Source organism: Bacillus sp. AF62, assembly GCF_050312695.1.
GTDB classification, from domain to species: Bacteria; Bacillota; Bacilli; order Bacillales; family Bacillaceae_G; genus Bacillus_A; species Bacillus_A cereus.
Window position 1 is genome coordinate 107,284 of the sequence record NZ_JBNPJZ010000047.1, and the last position, 15,614, is coordinate 122,897.

Sequence of the window (15,614 nt, forward strand, 5' to 3'; positions counted from 1 at the left end):
TTTGTTTAAGTAAAAAGAAGAATAGAAATATAGCATACAAGGAATAAGGAAATGTAGTACAGATCAGCATACAAACATTCTCTTTCTGTAACTATGTTTGTTTTTAATTATATAAAAAAAATATTAGATTATATATTTTGTCCTTGGTATACTTAAAAGGTAATTTGGGGTATTAAGATGATTTGATAGAGGTGTTTGTGTGGAATTATTTGAGTATTATAAAAAAAGGGGACGGTTTAAGTGTTTAATTGGGACAGGGATTTTTCTCTTTGGATTATATTGTCTGTATAATAGTTGGAGTGATGTTAATTGGGGAGAAATAATATTTATGGTTATAGCTTCGTTTGTTTTTGGGGGAATTGGATTTTGGCAATTAAGAAAAGGGAATTTATTAAAAGAGAATATAGCTAAAAATGATTTGAAGTTTTGGGATATTGATACTTATGTTTTACTAGAATTACCTCAAAATAATAAACATTACGGTTTATATACTCCCGATGGCGCCTATATAGTAGGAACGACTATGGTTCCAACTGATATAATTTCTTCAAAATTACCTTTTTTAAAAAATAAGCAAGTTGTTGGATTGGAAGCAAAGGATGGGGAAATTCTTGCATATTTTCATAGTGAAGTTGAAAACTATGATTGGGCTATTTATGACTCAAATTATAATTGTGTAGGGATGTTTAAAGAAAATATGATACAAGGATTTGGAATGGTACGTGGTTCTTTAATGAATGAAAAAGAGATGAAAATTTCTGAAGTAGAAGTTGAATTTGATTTTTTCGAAACTTCTTTTCGGACAATGGATAACCGGATATTAATAAACTGTAAAAGAGGATATATGCCTTTGGAATGGAGCGAAAGATTCGGATTAAATGTACCTATTATTAAATTAGGTAATAATATTTCTAATGCTGAAAAGATATTTGGTTTAGGGATTCTTTTCTACATTTTAGAAACAATTAAAGTAAGAAAAAGTAGGGTTTTTAATGATTAGGATTAAAAATTTGTGTGATGAAATTTTTTGAATGCGTTATTGGGATAGGAGGATATCCATGGGGAATATACAAGTTAGACCGGAAGAATTGAGAAGAATTGCAAAGAATTTTAAATATGCTAGTAATATAGAATCAGATCGTCATTTTAAAATTCAAGGGGAATTATTAAAGCTTCAAATGAGATGGGTTGGTGCTTCCAGTTTAAGTTTTTATAATGATCTACCTAGAATGAATAAAGCACATGAATCTTTTCTTAATATTATAAAGCAAATAGAAGATGAATTACTTCGTATAGCAGAGAAATTTGAAAAAGCTGATATGGAATACTCGTCTAAAAACTCTAAAAATGATTCACTTTTGATGAATTCAAAGTCAGCAGTTGAAGCGGGAGCTGGAGTAGTTGTAAAAGGAATTGGTTATGTAATTAATGGTGAAAAATATGAAAAATCACTTGTAGATGAAAAGGGAACTGGTGGTCTATTTATTAAGGGGCTTACAGTTGAAGCTGAGCCATTTGTAAGTTCTCGTACTTATGATAAATTTGATGTGAAAGATAAAAACAAGAGGGAACAAACTTTTGGACCAATGGCTGGTTTTACGGTAGCTCAAGCTGGAATAGAACTAGAGAATATTAAAGGATCTAATGTGGGAGCTGAAGCTAAAGTAGCACTTGCTACTGCAGAGTTAGGTGCTCATGTAGAAAATGGGAATTTACATATAGGAGCTGAAGCTACTCTGGTAAAATATGAGAGTGCCATAAAAATCCCACTTCCATTTTCTGGTAAAAAATTACAAATTGGAGGATCGGCGTCACTTGGGACAGTCGGGGGATCTTTAGAAGCTGGAAAAAGTGGAGTGAAATTCCATGTACCATTTGGTCCTGGTGTAGGTTTATGGGGATTTGGTGGAGAATTTGCTATTAAAGAATAAAGGGGAAAATTAGTATGAATAAGAAAGTGAAAATTTTAAAATATTTTATGGTTATATTAGCTTGCATTGCAATTTTTGGGACAGTTTTACCTAATGCATTAGATCCAAATGAATCATTAGCAGGGAAAATTTCAATTGCAACTTTCGGTACAATTGGAGCTTGTTTACTATTCTCTATTATGTATTTTATTGTAAAAAAAGCTATTTTAAGAGGTGGGAAATAAGATGGGACAAAATTTAGAGTTAGAATTACTTCCAATAGGTTCTGTTGTAATGTTTAAAGATTGGGAACATCCATTAATGGTTTATGGAAGAAGACAAATGGATTCTGAAACAAAAACAACATGGGATTATGTATGTTGTTATTTCCCTCATGGTAATATTTCTTCAGAGTACAATTTCTTCTTGAATCATGAAGATATTTCTAGTGTGTTACATCTTGGTTTTATTAATGAAACAGAATTAGAGTTTCAAAAATTATTTAAAAAAGAAATTGAAGAAAAGCAGTGATTCTTTTTAGGTGTTGGTGTTTTTGAAATAGTTAAAGAATGAATTTTAATTCTCATATACATAAAAAAAAGGGGGATTTCTATGAAATCATTACGTTTATTTATGATTCTCACTCTTGTTGTATTGTTAAGTGCGTGCAATACAGCAACACAAGTTACAAAGGTTCAAAAAAATGGCGAAACGACTTTGAAAATTGGTTCTCTGCAAGGGTATTACGATGTACAAACGCTTAAAGCTGAAAAAGGAAATGTGGAAATCCCTTATGAAGCAGCTGTTGAAGAAGGTACAATTTTATTACAAGTTACAAAAGATGATAAGGTTATTTATGAAGAAGAAATCACTTCTCAAAAAGAAGGTTTGCTTTCTTTTGAAGCTCCAAAATCCGGATCATATGATTTAATTGTACGCGTGAAGGGTGAAAAAGAGAAAGCAAAAGAAATTCAAATACATACTAAGCTATGAAAAAAAGGCAAGTGGAGTGCACCCGCTTGCCTTTTCCATTTTCAGTTGATTCTGTTAAAACAAATGAAGTTAAAATAAGAGATGAACACAAGAATATGTTACAACCTTGGCATGTTAGTAACGAAATTGATACCTCTCTTTTACATGATAAAAAGACTGGGTTTGATGCATTTTTATTCGAAAGAGATGTAGATGGTAAAAAGCAAGTAGTAGTATTTAGGGGGAGGGACATAAGGTGATGCTCTTTTTGGAGAAGGTGTCCCAGACTTTACTACAGATATTGATTATATATGGAGGGAAATAAGTTGAAAAGCATTGAAGTTCTAAATACATACATTGAAGGGATTTCTGTTGCAATCCCTACGTGGTTAAAACATCTAATTGAGGCAGAGGAGATACATCAAAACTATGAGAATGTACAAGCACTTGGTGCATTAAAAACAGATGCAGTGTTGTACTATGTACACCGTACGCTGCAAGTGCTAGATGGATTGCCTTTAGCTGAAGAAGCGTATCATATTATTGAAAAGGTACTAACGTATAGTGAACTTGCAAAGGTAGGATCTTTAAAACAGCGGGAGCAATGGAAGAAAAAAGGGATTAATCTATTGGTACATAATGAGGGTTCTGCTGATATCTTTAGTGACATTCAGTTTATTGAACGTGTAGAGACAAACTTAAACGCTATTGAATATTTGTTTATTCGAGATTTAATTAGAACACATGGATTAATCGGGCAGTATATCCGCGGAGAGGCTCGTTTGGACTCCCATATTGATTTAATTAACACATATAAAGAAGAATACGGAGACGTTAGGTTAAAGGAGATTCTATACTATCTTAACCAATGCATTATTGAGGGCGTATCAAAAGCTTTGTGGAGTGAAGTGAAGAACGATGTGAAGATTACAATTGATGGTTTGTTTGATGGTTATATGGAGCCATTTACTTCTCGCATACATAGACTCACGCCAAAACATAAGGAGTCAGCATTTGAAAAAGATATAATTATGGGGAGCGAGAAGAGTGACGTTCAAACATTCTTATTTGATAAGGATTTATGGTATGTAGAACCGTCTATGCATGCTCTTAGCTTTGAGGATATTTGGACAGTTTTTGTTATGTTAAAGAATGAGATAGGCACTAGAAAAGTTCAGCATATACATTTCGAGAAATTGATGCAACAGCTGCATTATGATTTCAAAGGCGAAAAAAAGGACAACGTGTATCGTAAGCGGGTTATTGAGAAGTATCTACGGGAGTACCGTGAGAACGAGAAACCGAATACAACGCATGTTTCTTTTAAGGTTAAAGTCGATGAAGATATGAAGACTGTGTATGTGTCGTTTCAGTTTTCTGCTGTAGGTGAGGCGTTAATTACCTTCTGTGTAGAGGCAGAAAAGATAGATATGATGCATGCTCGGGCAAATGTGCTGCTGTTTGATTTCTTCGGGTTACGAAAGGATGCATATGATAGATTCCATAACGAAGAAGTGTATTTGGAGCATATGAATAGCTCGGCTGATGATAAACGAATTATTCTTGATTATATAAAGGGAGATACGATTGTAGATGTCGGAGCTGGTGGTGGTGTCATGCTAGACATGATTGAAGAAGAGACCGAGAATAAACGAATCTACGGTATCGATATTTCTGAAAACGTGATTGATACGTTGAAAAAGAAGAAGCAGAACGAAGGGCGTTCTTGGGACGTCATTAAAGGAGATGCAATCAACTTAAGCAGCTCGTTTGAACAAGAATCGGTTGATACGATTGTATATTCTTCTATCCTTCATGAGCTGTTCTCTTATATCGAGTATGAAGGTAAGAAATTCAATCATGAAGTTATTAAAAAGGGGCTGCAGAGTGCCTATAAGGTGTTAAAGCGAGGAGGTCGTATTATCATTCGTGATGGCATCATGACCGAAGATAAAAAGTTAATGCGGTTGATTCGTTTTAAAGATGCAGATGGAATGAAGTTCTTAGAGCAGTATGCCCATGAATTTAAGGGGCGTACAATCCAGTATGAAGTAATTGCAGAAAATACAGTCAAAATGCCTGTTAACGATGCAATGGAGTTCTTATATACATATACTTGGGGCGAGGACTCCTTCGTTCATGAAGTGCAGGAGCAGTTTGGAATCTTTACGCCAAACGATTATAAGGATTTTGTAAAGAGTATCTTTGGAGATAAAGTAAACATCGTTCAAGCTATGAACTATTTGCAGGATGGATATACAAACCATCTTAGCGAGAAAATCGAGTTTACAGATGAGTCTGGGAATGCGGTTGCGCTACCAGATAGTACTTTCTTTATGGTTTTAGAAAAGAGGCAATGATGTTGAAAACCTTTAAAAATATAATTTTAAAAAACTTAATTTAATAATCTTCAGTTAAAGAGCGTGTTTTTAGAGTAATGAAAAATTCCTAATTTCTTAATTTTATACTGAGAAACATATCCAAATAAGGTATTGGTAATTAAAACCGGGAACATTAGAACAACATCGCTAGCTGAAATTTATCGAAACTCCCCTGTGTTTCAAAACCTTCGTAATCCAGATAAGGATAAGGGGAAGTGTGGTATTTTTGAGTTTCGGTATGTTTGTGGGGAATCTCATTCTAGAGCATATGCGATGACGGGGGATTAAATGGAAAGTGAGCCTTTTGCGTACATATTCCAAAAGCATTGCGAAAACAGAAAAAGAACATAAAAAGGGGCATGAGTAAAAGTTTACTCATAGCCCTTTTTTAATGTTTTATAATGTATAGTACTTAGCATCCTTCATTAAAAATTCACTACCTATATCTATTGTACTAAAACAAGTTTTTTACACATGAATTCTATTAAACCGATTTTAATAAAGCGTAAAAATTCGTATCATATGGGATATCATCTTGATACATATAATTTTTTAGAACGCCTTCTTTTTCAAAGCCTAATTTTAATAGTACTTTATTGGAAGCTTCATTTTCAAGAAATACAATTGCTCCAATCCGCTTTAAATGAATCGTATGGAAACCGTATGATATAACCTCAGAAACAGCTTCAGTCGCATATCCTTTTCCCCAGTGTTCAGGCAAAAAGGCATAACTTATATTGGCTCGTTTATGCTCAGAAGACCAATCGTGAAAACCAATGGTACCGATGAGTTCTTTCTTGTCTTTTAATTCGATTCCCCATTTTATACCGCTTCTTGCATTGTAACTCAACTTAAAGTTATGAATGATTTGTTTCACTTGATCAACATCTTGTAACGGTTTTTGGCCATAATAGCGCAGTACATTAGTATTAGAAAAGCATTGTAGTATACGTGGTGCATCTTTTTCGGTAAGTTCTCTTAAAATGAGTCTTTCAGTTTTTAATAAAGGAAACATATTTTCGCTCCTTTTCACATGAAAATAGAATGTATTTGTTATTATATAATTTAATCTGAAAATAAAGATTATTCAAGGTGTAAGGGTAGATTTGATTTATGATAAACTTAGATGTGGAATATATTTCAAAAAAGAGGTTTGGAAATGGAAAAAAATTCGATATTAATTGTAGATGACGATAAAGATATTATTCAATTTATTAATGTGAATTTAAAACAAGAAGGTTTTAAAGTTTTTAGTGCTCATAACGGAGAAGAGGCTTTAGAAATAATAAATAATAACAGTATTCAACTTGCTATTTTGGATATTATGATGCCTCAAATGGATGGTATAGAACTTTGTAGAAGGATTAGAGAGAAACATAGTTTACCAATTATGTTTTTAAGCGCGAAATCATCGGATGTAGATAAGGTAATTGGATTTAGTACTGGGGCAGATGATTATATTGTGAAGCCGTTCAGTACAATTGAATTTATAGCAAGAGTGAAAGCCCAATTAAGAAGGTATACATATTTCAATCAAAATGCTCCCCAAGTAATGGAAAAGAAAATAAACATTAGAGGTTTAGAAATAGATGAAGTGTCGAGAACAGTAATGTTATATGGAGAAACAATGAATCTTACGAAAACTGAATATGAAATTTTACACTTAATGGCAGTTGCAAGGAACCGTGTGTTCACGATTGAAGAAATATATGAGAGCGTTTGGAACGGAAGAGCCTATGAAAGTAATAATACAGTAATGGTTCATATTGCAAGATTGAGAAATAAAATTGAAGAGAATCCAAAAGAACCGAAGTTTATACAAAATGTTTGGGGAGTCGGATATAAAATTGAAGATTAGATTTTTACAGGGTATTAGGGCGAAATTTTTTATAGCTTTCATATGTAGCATCTTGTTAGCGACTGTAAGTATAATAGTGTTTCAAATGTTGGTTGGAAATATATATAGTCAGGTTAATGTTTTAGAGGAAAAATATTCATTTTTATATTTTATAGTTTATAGTTTTTTTGATTTTTACTACAACATACTTTGCATTAATGACAAAAACGCTGATGAAAAGGTTGTCTCAAATTAACAAGAACGTGAAGGAAATAAGTGACGGTAATTTTGAAATACATATACCTATTTCGAAAAGCGATGAGATTGGTGAACTAGCGGCAAATGTTAATAGAATGGCGAAAAGCTTAAAAGAGTCTATTGAGAATGAAAAAAAATCACAGGAAATGAAAAATGAAATGATTAGTAATATTTCTCATGACTTACGAACGCCAGTAACATCTTTAATCGGTTATGTGGACCTGTTAGGAAATAAACTCCATTCGAATGGAGAAGAATGTGAACAGTATGTAAGTATATTAAAGCGAAAAAGTTATGAATTAAAACATCAAGTAGATGATTTATTAGAATACTGTCAAATAAATTATAGAGAGATTGAATTATATAAAGATATAGTAGATATGAAAGCATTAATTGAACAAATCATGATTGACTTTGTACCACAATTAGATGATGCCAATATGAGCTTTTATATTAAAAGTGATGAAGCGCTGCATGTAGAAGTTGATGTAGCACTTATAGTGAGACTATTTGAAAATGTAATAGGTAATAGTATTATGTATGGAAAAGATGGAAAGGAAATTGCAATTGAAATTTCCAATAAAACAATGAATGTTGAAGTAGAAATTAAAAATTTTGGACAATGCATTCCGAAAGAGGACCTTCCTTACATTTTTGAGAAGTTTTATCGTAGTGAAAAATCACGTAGTTCTCATACGGGCGGTAAAGGAATAGGACTTGCAATTTCAAAAAGTATAGCCGAGCTCCATCAAGGGGATATCACTGTACGTAGTAATGATAAAGAAACAGTTTTTACTGTGAAATTACCGCAGTATAAAAAGTAAGAAAGTCGTAAGTATTTCTTTTATATGTCGTAATTTTTACTTTGTATCATTGAGAAAAAAGATATGAGAGTAGGGATGCGACATGTGGAAGAAATTTTTATTAGTAATTATAGTTTCTTTTTTAATTATAAGTTGGATCTTAGTTTATGCAGCTAATGGTGTTACATCAGTTTTTGTTTGGTGGAGTATTCAGGCTTTTAGTTTTATTTCAGTTTTCCTCTTGATAGGATCAGTAATAATATTTTTTTGGAAAGGCATTTTTAGAAAGCGGATAGATAGAACGCTATTTTTAATCATTCTGTTTTCTATCATTGGAGCTTGGCCTGTCGGTTGGTTTGCTAATATAGGTAGAATTCCTTATCCAGCAGATATACAATCTATGAGTCCTAAAGCAGTAGTTCGTTTTCCTTTGAATGAACGAGCATTAATAGGTTGGGGTGGTGATCGGTTAGAAACGAACTATCACGTTATAAAACCAAATGAAAGGTGGGCATATGATATTCTCATTCCACCTGCTGAAGTGAAAAGTAGTAAGTTAGAGGATTACGGAATATATGGAGCGAAAGTAATGGCACCAGCTTCTGGGACGGTTGTATCAATTAATAATAATGAACAAGATTTAGTTCCGGGATCGGATAATTTTCAGTCAATGGCTGGGAATCATATTTATTTACGACTAGATGAAACAGGCACATTTTTAATTCTTGCCCATTTAAAGAAAGGATCAATTAATGTGAGAGAAGGACAACGTGTAAATGAAGGAGAGTTTCTTGCTCAAGTCGGTAACTCAGGAAGTTCAAGTGAGCCGCATTTACATATTCATCATCAAAGGCAAAATCCGTCCAAGGTAAGTATGTTTTTTGCGGAAGGATTGCCACTTTACTTTCGAACTGAAAATGGTTTCATGATGCCGGAAAAAGGAGAATATATAAAAGGGAATTAGGGGGGAAGCGCTAATGTGGGAGAAGTATTATGTTGAAACTGATAGAGGGAGATTTGAGTATTTTCAAAAGGGTGAAGGAAAACCACTGTGTGTAACGCATTTATACAGTGAGTTTAATGGCAAGGGTAACTTATTTGCTTCGGCATTTACGAATCATTACACAGTGTATCTTATAAACTTAAGAGGGTGCGGAAACTCTACACATGACACCACTAAATATAATCTAGGAATGGTAGATGCAGTACGTGATTTAGAGGCGATACGTAAAGCATTAAATATTGAAGATTGGACGTATGCAGGTCATTCGACTGGTGGAATGCTTGCTTTACAGTATGCGATAATGTGTCCGGAGAAGCTTGTGAAAATTATAGCTGGCGGATTATGTGCATCAGCTGAGTATATAAATCACAAAAATAGTATTTATTGTAGAGATAATAATCAAAATGCTCGTTTAAGAGAAATATTTGCAGTACTTAGGGACACGGCTTCTACAATTGATGAGAGGCGTGCCGTAAACAAAGAATGGACAATGATGTCTTTATATAATGAATCAGCTTATGATCAAATGATTACTAGACCGAACAGCGGTAAAACAGTTTCAAAACGTCTTGATTATTTTTCTTATAAGGAGTTACCTACATTTGATGTGCGTTTACAATTAGAGAATGTAAATATACAAGCCCGTATTTATGCTGGAATTTATGATGCACAGTGTCCTCATGAATTTGCAGTAGAAGTAGCCGAACTTATGCCAAATGCAATAATGTCGACATTTGAATACAGTAATCATTTTCCATTTATTGAGGAGGAAGAAGAGTTTGAAAAATTTGTTGAAAGCACGGTGTGACATGTGAATAGATGATGAAAATTTATAATTCAAAAGAAGAAGGCTGTCTCCAAATAATCTTGGGACAGCCTTCTTCTTTCATTACCCTACAAATGTTTGATACAGTAAGAAGATATTTAAAACGATAACGAGAGCAGCAATTATCCAAGCGATAAATGTTGTTATGCGGTGGTTAACGAGTGCACCCATAATCTTTTTATTACTTGTAAACATAATAAGTGGCACTAATGCAAATGCAATACCGAATGATAAGACGACTTGGCTCATGACTAGAGCGTATGTTGGATTTACACCTAAAGCGATAATTACTAGTGGTGGAATCATTGTAATAAATCGGCGTAAATATAACGGAATATGCATGCGAATGAAACCTTGCATAATAATATCACCCGACATTGTACCGACAGAAGAGCTAGATAGTCCTGCTGATAAAAGTCCAATCCCAAATAATGCAGCCGATACAGGACCTACTAAATTGGTAAATTGAGTGTAAGCAACATCTAAATCTTCAACGTGCAAGCCATTTTTAAAAAATAGTGCAGCTGCAACAATTAACATACTCGCATTAATTGCTCCAGCAATAACCATTGCAATAATAATATCGATAAATTCGAAACGAAAAATCTTTTTCTTTTGTTCGTCAGTTGTTCCGACCACACGGCGTTGTGTTAATGCAGAATGCAAGTATATTGCATGCGGCATAACTGTCGCACCTAAAATCCCTGCTGCAAGTAATATACTGTCTACACCTTGGAATTTTGGAATAAATAGTCCTGAAAGAAGGGGACTTAATTCTGGTTTTGCATAAAAAACTTGAATCCCAAAAGCAATTACTACAATGAAAATCATTCCTGTAATAATAGCTTCTAGTGGACGAAATCCTCTACGTTGAAATTCAAGGATAATAAATGATCCGGCTGCTGTAATTAAAGCGGCAGGTAGCATCGGGATTCCAAATAGTAAGTAAAGCCCCAATGCAGCTCCAATAAATTCCGCTAAATCTGTAGCCATAATAACTAGTTCACCTTGTATCCATAAGCCGATAGACACAGGCTTTGGAAAGTTTTCACGAGCTATTTCGGGTAAATTGTTTCCTGTAGCAATTCCTAATTTAGCCGATAAAGTTTGGATTAATACAGCCATTAAGTTAGAAGCGAGTATAACCCATAATAGTAAATATCCATATTGTGAACCAGCTGCGATATTTGTAGCAAAGTTGCCAGGATCAATATAAGCAACGGACGCGATAAAAGCGGGTCCTAAAAATGGTAACAGTCTTTTCCAGCCTTTTGTTTCTCCACTTAAAGCTAAGTGAGCTGATTGTACAGTTGTACTTTCAGAAGGGAGATGTTTATCTTTTGTTATATCTTTATTCATAGTAGTTTTCCCCTTTAAAATGTTAACTTGATGAAATTATTGTATTTATTCTTACTCATTATTTCAATACATTTAAATATGTTATGTGATAATTTCATTTGAACACGAAAGTTTCCTTAATGCAAATTATATGCCTTTATGCAATGGATGGTGTGATAATGTAAAATGAATTGGGAGTTTATGGTGTGGTGACATGGGGAAACATAGTGAATTAAAGGGCTGTTTTTGAAATTTATGTGAACATAAAGCTGATAATACAGCATATTAATTGATGGAATTGCAATTGTATGATATATAATATATTGGGATTACAACATAACCATAGTGTTATGATGTGTAATCTTGTTTTTTATTTTTGTTAACTGATAGAAAATAGTATAAAGAAAAGAAAATGGGATTCATTTTCTTATTATATATGTTTTGATATGAACGTTAACTTATACATGATTTTAAAAATTAGATAGGTGGTAGAAATACATTGGCAACTACAAAACCATACAGAGTATTACTATATTACATGTACACAACAATTGAAAACCCAGAAGAATTTGCTGCAGAGCATTTAGAATTTTGTAATTCACTTGAATTAAAAGGAAGAATTCTTGTAGCAAAAGAAGGTATTAACGGAACTTGTTCAGGAACTGTAGAGCAAACAGAGAAATACATGGAAGCAATGAATAATGATCCACGTTTTGATGGTATCGTATTTAAAATAGATGAAGAAGAAGGGCATGCATTCAAGAAAATGCACGTACGTCCTCGTCCGGAATTAGTTACACTTCGTCTAGAAGATGACATTAACCCACACGAAATAACTGGGAAGTATTTAGAGCCAAAAGATTTTTATGAGGCAATGAAACAAGAAGATACAGTTATCATTGATGCACGAAATGATTATGAGTTTGATTTAGGACACTTCAAAGGTGCGATTAAACCTGATATCGAATCATTCCGTGAATTACCAGATTGGATTAGAGAAAACAAAGAAACACTTGAAGGTAAAAAGATTTTAACTTACTGTACAGGTGGAATTCGTTGTGAGAAATTCTCTGGTTGGTTAGTTCGTGAAGGTTTTGAAGATGTAAGTCAGCTTCACGGCGGAATTGTAACGTACGGAAAAGATCCAGAAGTACAAGGTGAGCTTTGGGATGGACAATGTTACGTGTTTGATGAACGTATCGCTGTTCCAGTAAACCAAAAAGAACATGTTATCGTTGGTAAAGATCACTTTACAGGTGAACCATGTGAGCGCTATGTAAACTGTTCAAATCCAGAATGTAATAAGAAAATTTTATGTTCTGAAGAAAACGAAGCGAAATATTTACGTGCATGTTCTCATGAATGTCGTGTAAGCCCACGTAACCGCTATGTAATACAACATGAATTAACTGAAGAACAAGTAGCTGCTGCATTAGAGAAAATCGAAGCAGGGAAGTAAGCTGAATTCGTATAATAAAAAGGGTACTCCAAGTTTTATTTTGGAGTACCCTTTTTTTATTATCCAGTCCTGTCATTTGTCGTTTTTTGTCGGTAAGTCGATATATTTAAAAAATCGCTGATATATATTGAGTTGCGCCGATATAATCGGAAAATCGCTAATAAAAATTTCATTTACTGCAGCACACCAAGAATTTGAAAATAACCTTCTTTAGTTTTTATCCTCTTTCTCTTGAACGGCAGAAAGTACCGTTTGTTTTACCCAAGCTTTTCTTTGTTTATGCTGTAGACCCCATTGATATAAACTTTGGGCTCCTAAAATAAGTGAAATGACAATGCCGCTAATCGCAATTAATAGAGCGAAAAATTCAAGAGGGGACGATATTTTGTTTGAATCGGTGTTTCTTAAAAGGTCAATCATAGTAAACCCTAACATTTGGCCCACTACAGAGTAGAGCGTTAAAATTAATAATAAAAGGCTATCTTTTTTAGAGGCGACATTTTCTTGATATTTAAACAAACTATCAAGATTTTGTTTCGCGTTCGAGTATAGAACCTCAATATTAAAAAGTTTTCTTAAGCGGAAGAAAATATCTTCACTTTGTGATTGGGATACTAATTCTAAAGAAAAATAATTAGCAGTGAACGAATTGATCGAATAAATTAATTTCTCTATTTCATTAGTATCTTGTTCAATGTTTAGCTCAGCATAGGCGTTTGACATTTTTAATAAAACAATTTTATGGAATAGGTTTAATAATAAAGCGTAATAAAATTCTCCGTACATTTGACTAGCAAGTTTAGAGATTTCGCGTTCGCCTTCATTTGTTACACATGTAAAAATATGTTCTTCCATAATGAAATAACGATTTGGAGCCCATCTCTGGTAAGCGTGTTTTTTTAAATAGTCATGAATGTAAGGAATGTTATTTGCACTTACATATGGTTTACCATCACTTGTTAATCCGGAAAGACTGGAAGTACGATAAACATCCACTTCATTAAGTTCCATACCTTCTTTTAGTGACAATAAAGTTTGAACGTACATTCTTTGGTCTTCAAAGAAAGGGAAGGTTTGAAAGTATGAACTTCTTAATCTCTTCTTTTCAAAGAAATCAGTTACGCCATGAAATAAATAACCAAAAATGAATTTTTCAACTTGGGAATACTTTTTTCCGTTACATTCAATACAAATAGACTCATTTGTATCAGTTTTAGTTTCAAGTACACGGAAGCGAGCAGCGAATTCGATTGCTTCAGATAAAGTCATGTTTGGAGCAGTGTTTACTTCTGTTCGAATTGTTAAGAAGCCAAGTTCATAAGGACAAAGTGTTACATCAATAGAGTGTATCTTGAATGGGATTGAAATAAGGTTTGTTGTTAAATGTCCAGTTAAGTTAAGGTCCTTTGAATAACGTTGCAAGCCCTTTTGATGCTCTGAATGAGGAAAGAGAATTTTATTTGTAAATGAAAGATAGTATGCTTCCATATTTTGATGTGAAACTTTAAACTCCCCATAATATGTATTTTCATCATCGAGATGATCGAGCCGAAAAGGACGAAAATCGTTTTTTTGTAAGAAAGGGAACATATCTTGTTCATATCCAGCTTTAAACGAAAACGGGAACAAAAATTGAAATATAGCTGTTGCTACACCTTTTTCCTCAATTGCTTGTATTGCCTCCATCTACATTGTTTCCTTTCCATATATGCTATAGAAACAACATGCCCAAATTTATTTGAAAATAACCACTCTTTTATACTCAATTGAGAGTGAAAATTCAGCTTATTTAGTAGAGGACATGTATAATGTTATGTATACTAAAAGTTATAAAATTGTATTTTGAAAAGGGGGATGCTGTATGAGGATTTTAGTATTAGGCGCTGGTGGAGTCGGAGGATTTTTTGGTGGCAGATTAGTCGAGAAGGGAGAAGATGTCACGTTTCTTGTTCGTAGTAAACGGAAAAAACAATTAGAGGAAAGAGGACTTGTAATCCGAAGTGTTAACGGGGATTTTTCCTTCCAACCGAAATTAATAACGAAAGAAGAGAGAACTTCTCAATGTGATGTTATTTTATTTTCAACAAAAGCGTATCACTTAAACGAGGCTATTCAAGATTTGAAGCCGTTTGTTGGCGATAATACTGTAATCATTCCATTGTTAAATGGTATCGCTCATTTATCACTACTACAAAAAGAATTCGGCGAAGAAAAAGTAATTGGCGGTTTATGCTTTATCGAGACGACGTTAAACGATCAAGGAGAAATTGTACAAACTAGCGCTGCCAACAGACTTGTGTTTGGAGAAATTAAGTCTCAAAATTCAGAGAGAGTAAAGCATATTTCTAAAGCATTTTCAGGTACGAAGTCTAGTTTTGTTTTAAGTGAAAATATTACGCAAGATATGTGGCATAAATATTTATTTATTACTGTAATGTCAGGTGTGACAACGTTAATGCGTGCACCAATTGGACCAATCCGTGAAAGTGAAGGCGGCCGTGATTTTATCCGTAATGTGTTTGAGGAATCTGTACAAATCATGAGAGTATTAGGAGCTCCAGTAAAGGCTAATATTGCCCAGGAACATATGAAAACGATTGATAAAATTTCGTATGATATGAAGTCATCAATGCAACGTGATATGGAAAAGGGTTCGTTTATTGAAGGGAAGCACTTGCAAGGATATTTACTGGATGTAGCAGAGAAATTTTCTATAGCGGCACCATTATTAGAATCTATATATCAAAATTTAAAGGTGTATGAAGAGATGACCTTTAACAAATCTGTAATAGAATTAGATGTATGAAAAAATAAAAAAGATAGCAAT

The 15,614-nt window shown here is 33.5% G+C and carries 15 protein-coding genes and 2 pseudogenes; 14 read left to right on the forward strand and 3 right to left on the reverse strand.

Annotated elements, in window-relative coordinates:
• Window positions 1–199: 199 nt before the first annotated feature.
• The 8 genes and pseudogenes from ACQRBL_RS08825 to ACQRBL_RS08860 form a co-directional block, all read left to right on the forward strand.
• Window positions 200–1,000: an ABC transporter ATP-binding protein gene (locus ACQRBL_RS08825; RefSeq protein WP_140157245.1), complete on the forward strand. Its 801-nt coding sequence runs from the start codon at window positions 200–202 to the stop codon at window positions 998–1,000.
• A 58-nt stretch (window positions 1,001–1,058) separates the two neighbouring features.
• Window positions 1,059–1,931 (forward strand): WXG100 family type VII secretion target, encoded by an 873-nt coding sequence (locus tag ACQRBL_RS08830; RefSeq protein WP_411995701.1) that lies wholly within the window; start codon window positions 1,059–1,061, stop codon window positions 1,929–1,931.
• A 14-nt stretch (window positions 1,932–1,945) separates the two neighbouring features.
• Window positions 1,946–2,155 carry a hypothetical protein gene (locus ACQRBL_RS08835; RefSeq protein WP_001036914.1) on the forward strand — a complete coding sequence of 70 codons (210 nt, stop codon included), beginning with the start codon at window positions 1,946–1,948 and terminating at the stop codon, window positions 2,153–2,155.
• Between the two features lies 1 nt (window position 2,156).
• A complete protein-coding gene (locus tag ACQRBL_RS08840; RefSeq protein ID WP_000531359.1) occupies window positions 2,157–2,441 on the forward strand; it encodes a DUF4176 domain-containing protein in 285 nt (94 codons plus the stop codon).
• Between the two features lie 81 nt (window positions 2,442–2,522).
• The gene (locus ACQRBL_RS08845) at window positions 2,523–2,903 is read left to right on the forward strand and encodes a hypothetical protein (protein ID WP_000838921.1); all 381 of its coding nucleotides are present in this window, start codon (window positions 2,523–2,525) and stop codon (window positions 2,901–2,903) included.
• 26 nt (window positions 2,904–2,929) lie between these two features.
• Window positions 2,930–3,142 (forward strand): hypothetical protein, encoded by a 213-nt coding sequence (locus ACQRBL_RS08850; protein WP_140158797.1) that lies wholly within the window; start codon window positions 2,930–2,932, stop codon window positions 3,140–3,142.
• Between the two features lie 66 nt (window positions 3,143–3,208).
• Window positions 3,209–5,242 carry a class I SAM-dependent methyltransferase gene (locus ACQRBL_RS08855; RefSeq protein WP_142419428.1) on the forward strand — a complete coding sequence of 678 codons (2,034 nt, stop codon included), beginning with the start codon at window positions 3,209–3,211 and terminating at the stop codon, window positions 5,240–5,242.
• Between the two features lie 117 nt (window positions 5,243–5,359).
• Window positions 5,360–5,655: pseudogene (locus ACQRBL_RS08860) on the forward strand (hypothetical protein); the annotation flags it as partial.
• A gap of 92 nt (window positions 5,656–5,747) precedes the next feature.
• On the opposite strand, the gene ACQRBL_RS08865 reads toward ACQRBL_RS08860, so the two are convergent.
• Complete coding sequence (locus ACQRBL_RS08865; RefSeq protein ID WP_000484228.1) at window positions 5,748–6,278, reverse strand: GNAT family N-acetyltransferase; 531 nt, start codon at window positions 6,276–6,278, stop codon at window positions 5,748–5,750.
• 144 nt (window positions 6,279–6,422) lie between these two features.
• Between ACQRBL_RS08865 and ACQRBL_RS08870 the strand changes: the two genes are divergently transcribed.
• The 4 genes and pseudogenes from ACQRBL_RS08870 (at window position 6,423) to ACQRBL_RS08885 (ending at window position 9,972) form a co-directional block, all read left to right on the forward strand.
• On the forward strand, window positions 6,423–7,121 hold the full coding sequence (locus ACQRBL_RS08870; protein ID WP_065483165.1) for a response regulator transcription factor: 699 nt from the start codon (window positions 6,423–6,425) through the stop codon (window positions 7,119–7,121).
• Window positions 7,111–8,182 (forward strand): annotated as a pseudogene (locus ACQRBL_RS08875) (sensor histidine kinase). The gene ACQRBL_RS08870 and the pseudogene ACQRBL_RS08875 overlap by 11 nt, the downstream one beginning before the upstream one ends.
• An 82-nt stretch (window positions 8,183–8,264) precedes the next feature.
• Window positions 8,265–9,125 (forward strand): M23 family metallopeptidase, encoded by an 861-nt coding sequence (locus ACQRBL_RS08880; protein ID WP_065483170.1) that lies wholly within the window; start codon window positions 8,265–8,267, stop codon window positions 9,123–9,125.
• A 13-nt stretch (window positions 9,126–9,138) separates the two neighbouring features.
• The gene (locus ACQRBL_RS08885) at window positions 9,139–9,972 is read left to right on the forward strand and encodes an alpha/beta fold hydrolase (RefSeq protein WP_023521680.1); all 834 of its coding nucleotides are present in this window, start codon (window positions 9,139–9,141) and stop codon (window positions 9,970–9,972) included.
• 81 nt (window positions 9,973–10,053) lie between these two features.
• Here ACQRBL_RS08885 and ACQRBL_RS08890 read toward each other — a convergent pair whose 3' ends face one another.
• Window positions 10,054–11,349 (reverse strand): Nramp family divalent metal transporter, encoded by a 1,296-nt coding sequence (locus ACQRBL_RS08890; protein ID WP_023521681.1) that lies wholly within the window; start codon window positions 11,347–11,349, stop codon window positions 10,054–10,056.
• A 478-nt stretch (window positions 11,350–11,827) separates the two neighbouring features.
• On the opposite strand from ACQRBL_RS08890, the gene ACQRBL_RS08895 reads away from it, so the two are divergent.
• Window positions 11,828–12,787: a rhodanese-related sulfurtransferase gene (locus tag ACQRBL_RS08895; RefSeq protein WP_063547058.1), complete on the forward strand. Its 960-nt coding sequence runs from the start codon at window positions 11,828–11,830 to the stop codon at window positions 12,785–12,787.
• Between the two features lie 210 nt (window positions 12,788–12,997).
• On the opposite strand, the gene ACQRBL_RS08900 is transcribed toward ACQRBL_RS08895, so the two are convergent.
• Window positions 12,998–14,473 (reverse strand): hypothetical protein, encoded by a 1,476-nt coding sequence (locus ACQRBL_RS08900; RefSeq protein WP_411995700.1) that lies wholly within the window; start codon window positions 14,471–14,473, stop codon window positions 12,998–13,000.
• A 175-nt stretch (window positions 14,474–14,648) separates the two neighbouring features.
• Here ACQRBL_RS08900 and panE point away from each other — a divergent pair, with 175 nt between their 5' ends.
• Entirely contained in the window at window positions 14,649–15,593 is a 945-nt protein-coding gene (gene panE / locus ACQRBL_RS08905) for a 2-dehydropantoate 2-reductase (protein ID WP_411995699.1), read from the forward strand.
• Window positions 15,594–15,614: the final 21 nt, after the last annotated feature.

Bases quoted from the DNA above. Each gene is read 5' to 3' on its own strand.
- ACQRBL_RS08880 (WP_065483170.1), top strand. From the start codon at position 8,265: ATGTGGAAGAAATTTTTATTAGTAATTATAGTTTCTTTTTTAATTATA.
- ACQRBL_RS08830 (WP_411995701.1), top strand. From the start codon at position 1,059: ATGGGGAATATACAAGTTAGACCGGAAGAATTGAGAAGAATTGCAAAG.
- panE (WP_411995699.1), top strand. From the start codon at position 14,649: ATGAGGATTTTAGTATTAGGCGCTGGTGGAGTCGGAGGATTTTTTGGT.
- ACQRBL_RS08890 (WP_023521681.1), bottom strand. From the start codon at position 11,349: ATGAATAAAGATATAACAAAAGATAAACATCTCCCTTCTGAAAGTACA.
- ACQRBL_RS08870 (WP_065483165.1), top strand. From the start codon at position 6,423: ATGGAAAAAAATTCGATATTAATTGTAGATGACGATAAAGATATTATT.
- ACQRBL_RS08865 (WP_000484228.1), bottom strand. From the start codon at position 6,278: ATGTTTCCTTTATTAAAAACTGAAAGACTCATTTTAAGAGAACTTACC.
- ACQRBL_RS08885 (WP_023521680.1), top strand. From the start codon at position 9,139: ATGTGGGAGAAGTATTATGTTGAAACTGATAGAGGGAGATTTGAGTAT.
- ACQRBL_RS08900 (WP_411995700.1), bottom strand. From the start codon at position 14,473: ATGGAGGCAATACAAGCAATTGAGGAAAAAGGTGTAGCAACAGCTATA.
- ACQRBL_RS08840 (WP_000531359.1), top strand. From the start codon at position 2,157: ATGGGACAAAATTTAGAGTTAGAATTACTTCCAATAGGTTCTGTTGTA.
- ACQRBL_RS08835 (WP_001036914.1), top strand. From the start codon at position 1,946: ATGAATAAGAAAGTGAAAATTTTAAAATATTTTATGGTTATATTAGCT.
- ACQRBL_RS08845 (WP_000838921.1), top strand. From the start codon at position 2,523: ATGAAATCATTACGTTTATTTATGATTCTCACTCTTGTTGTATTGTTA.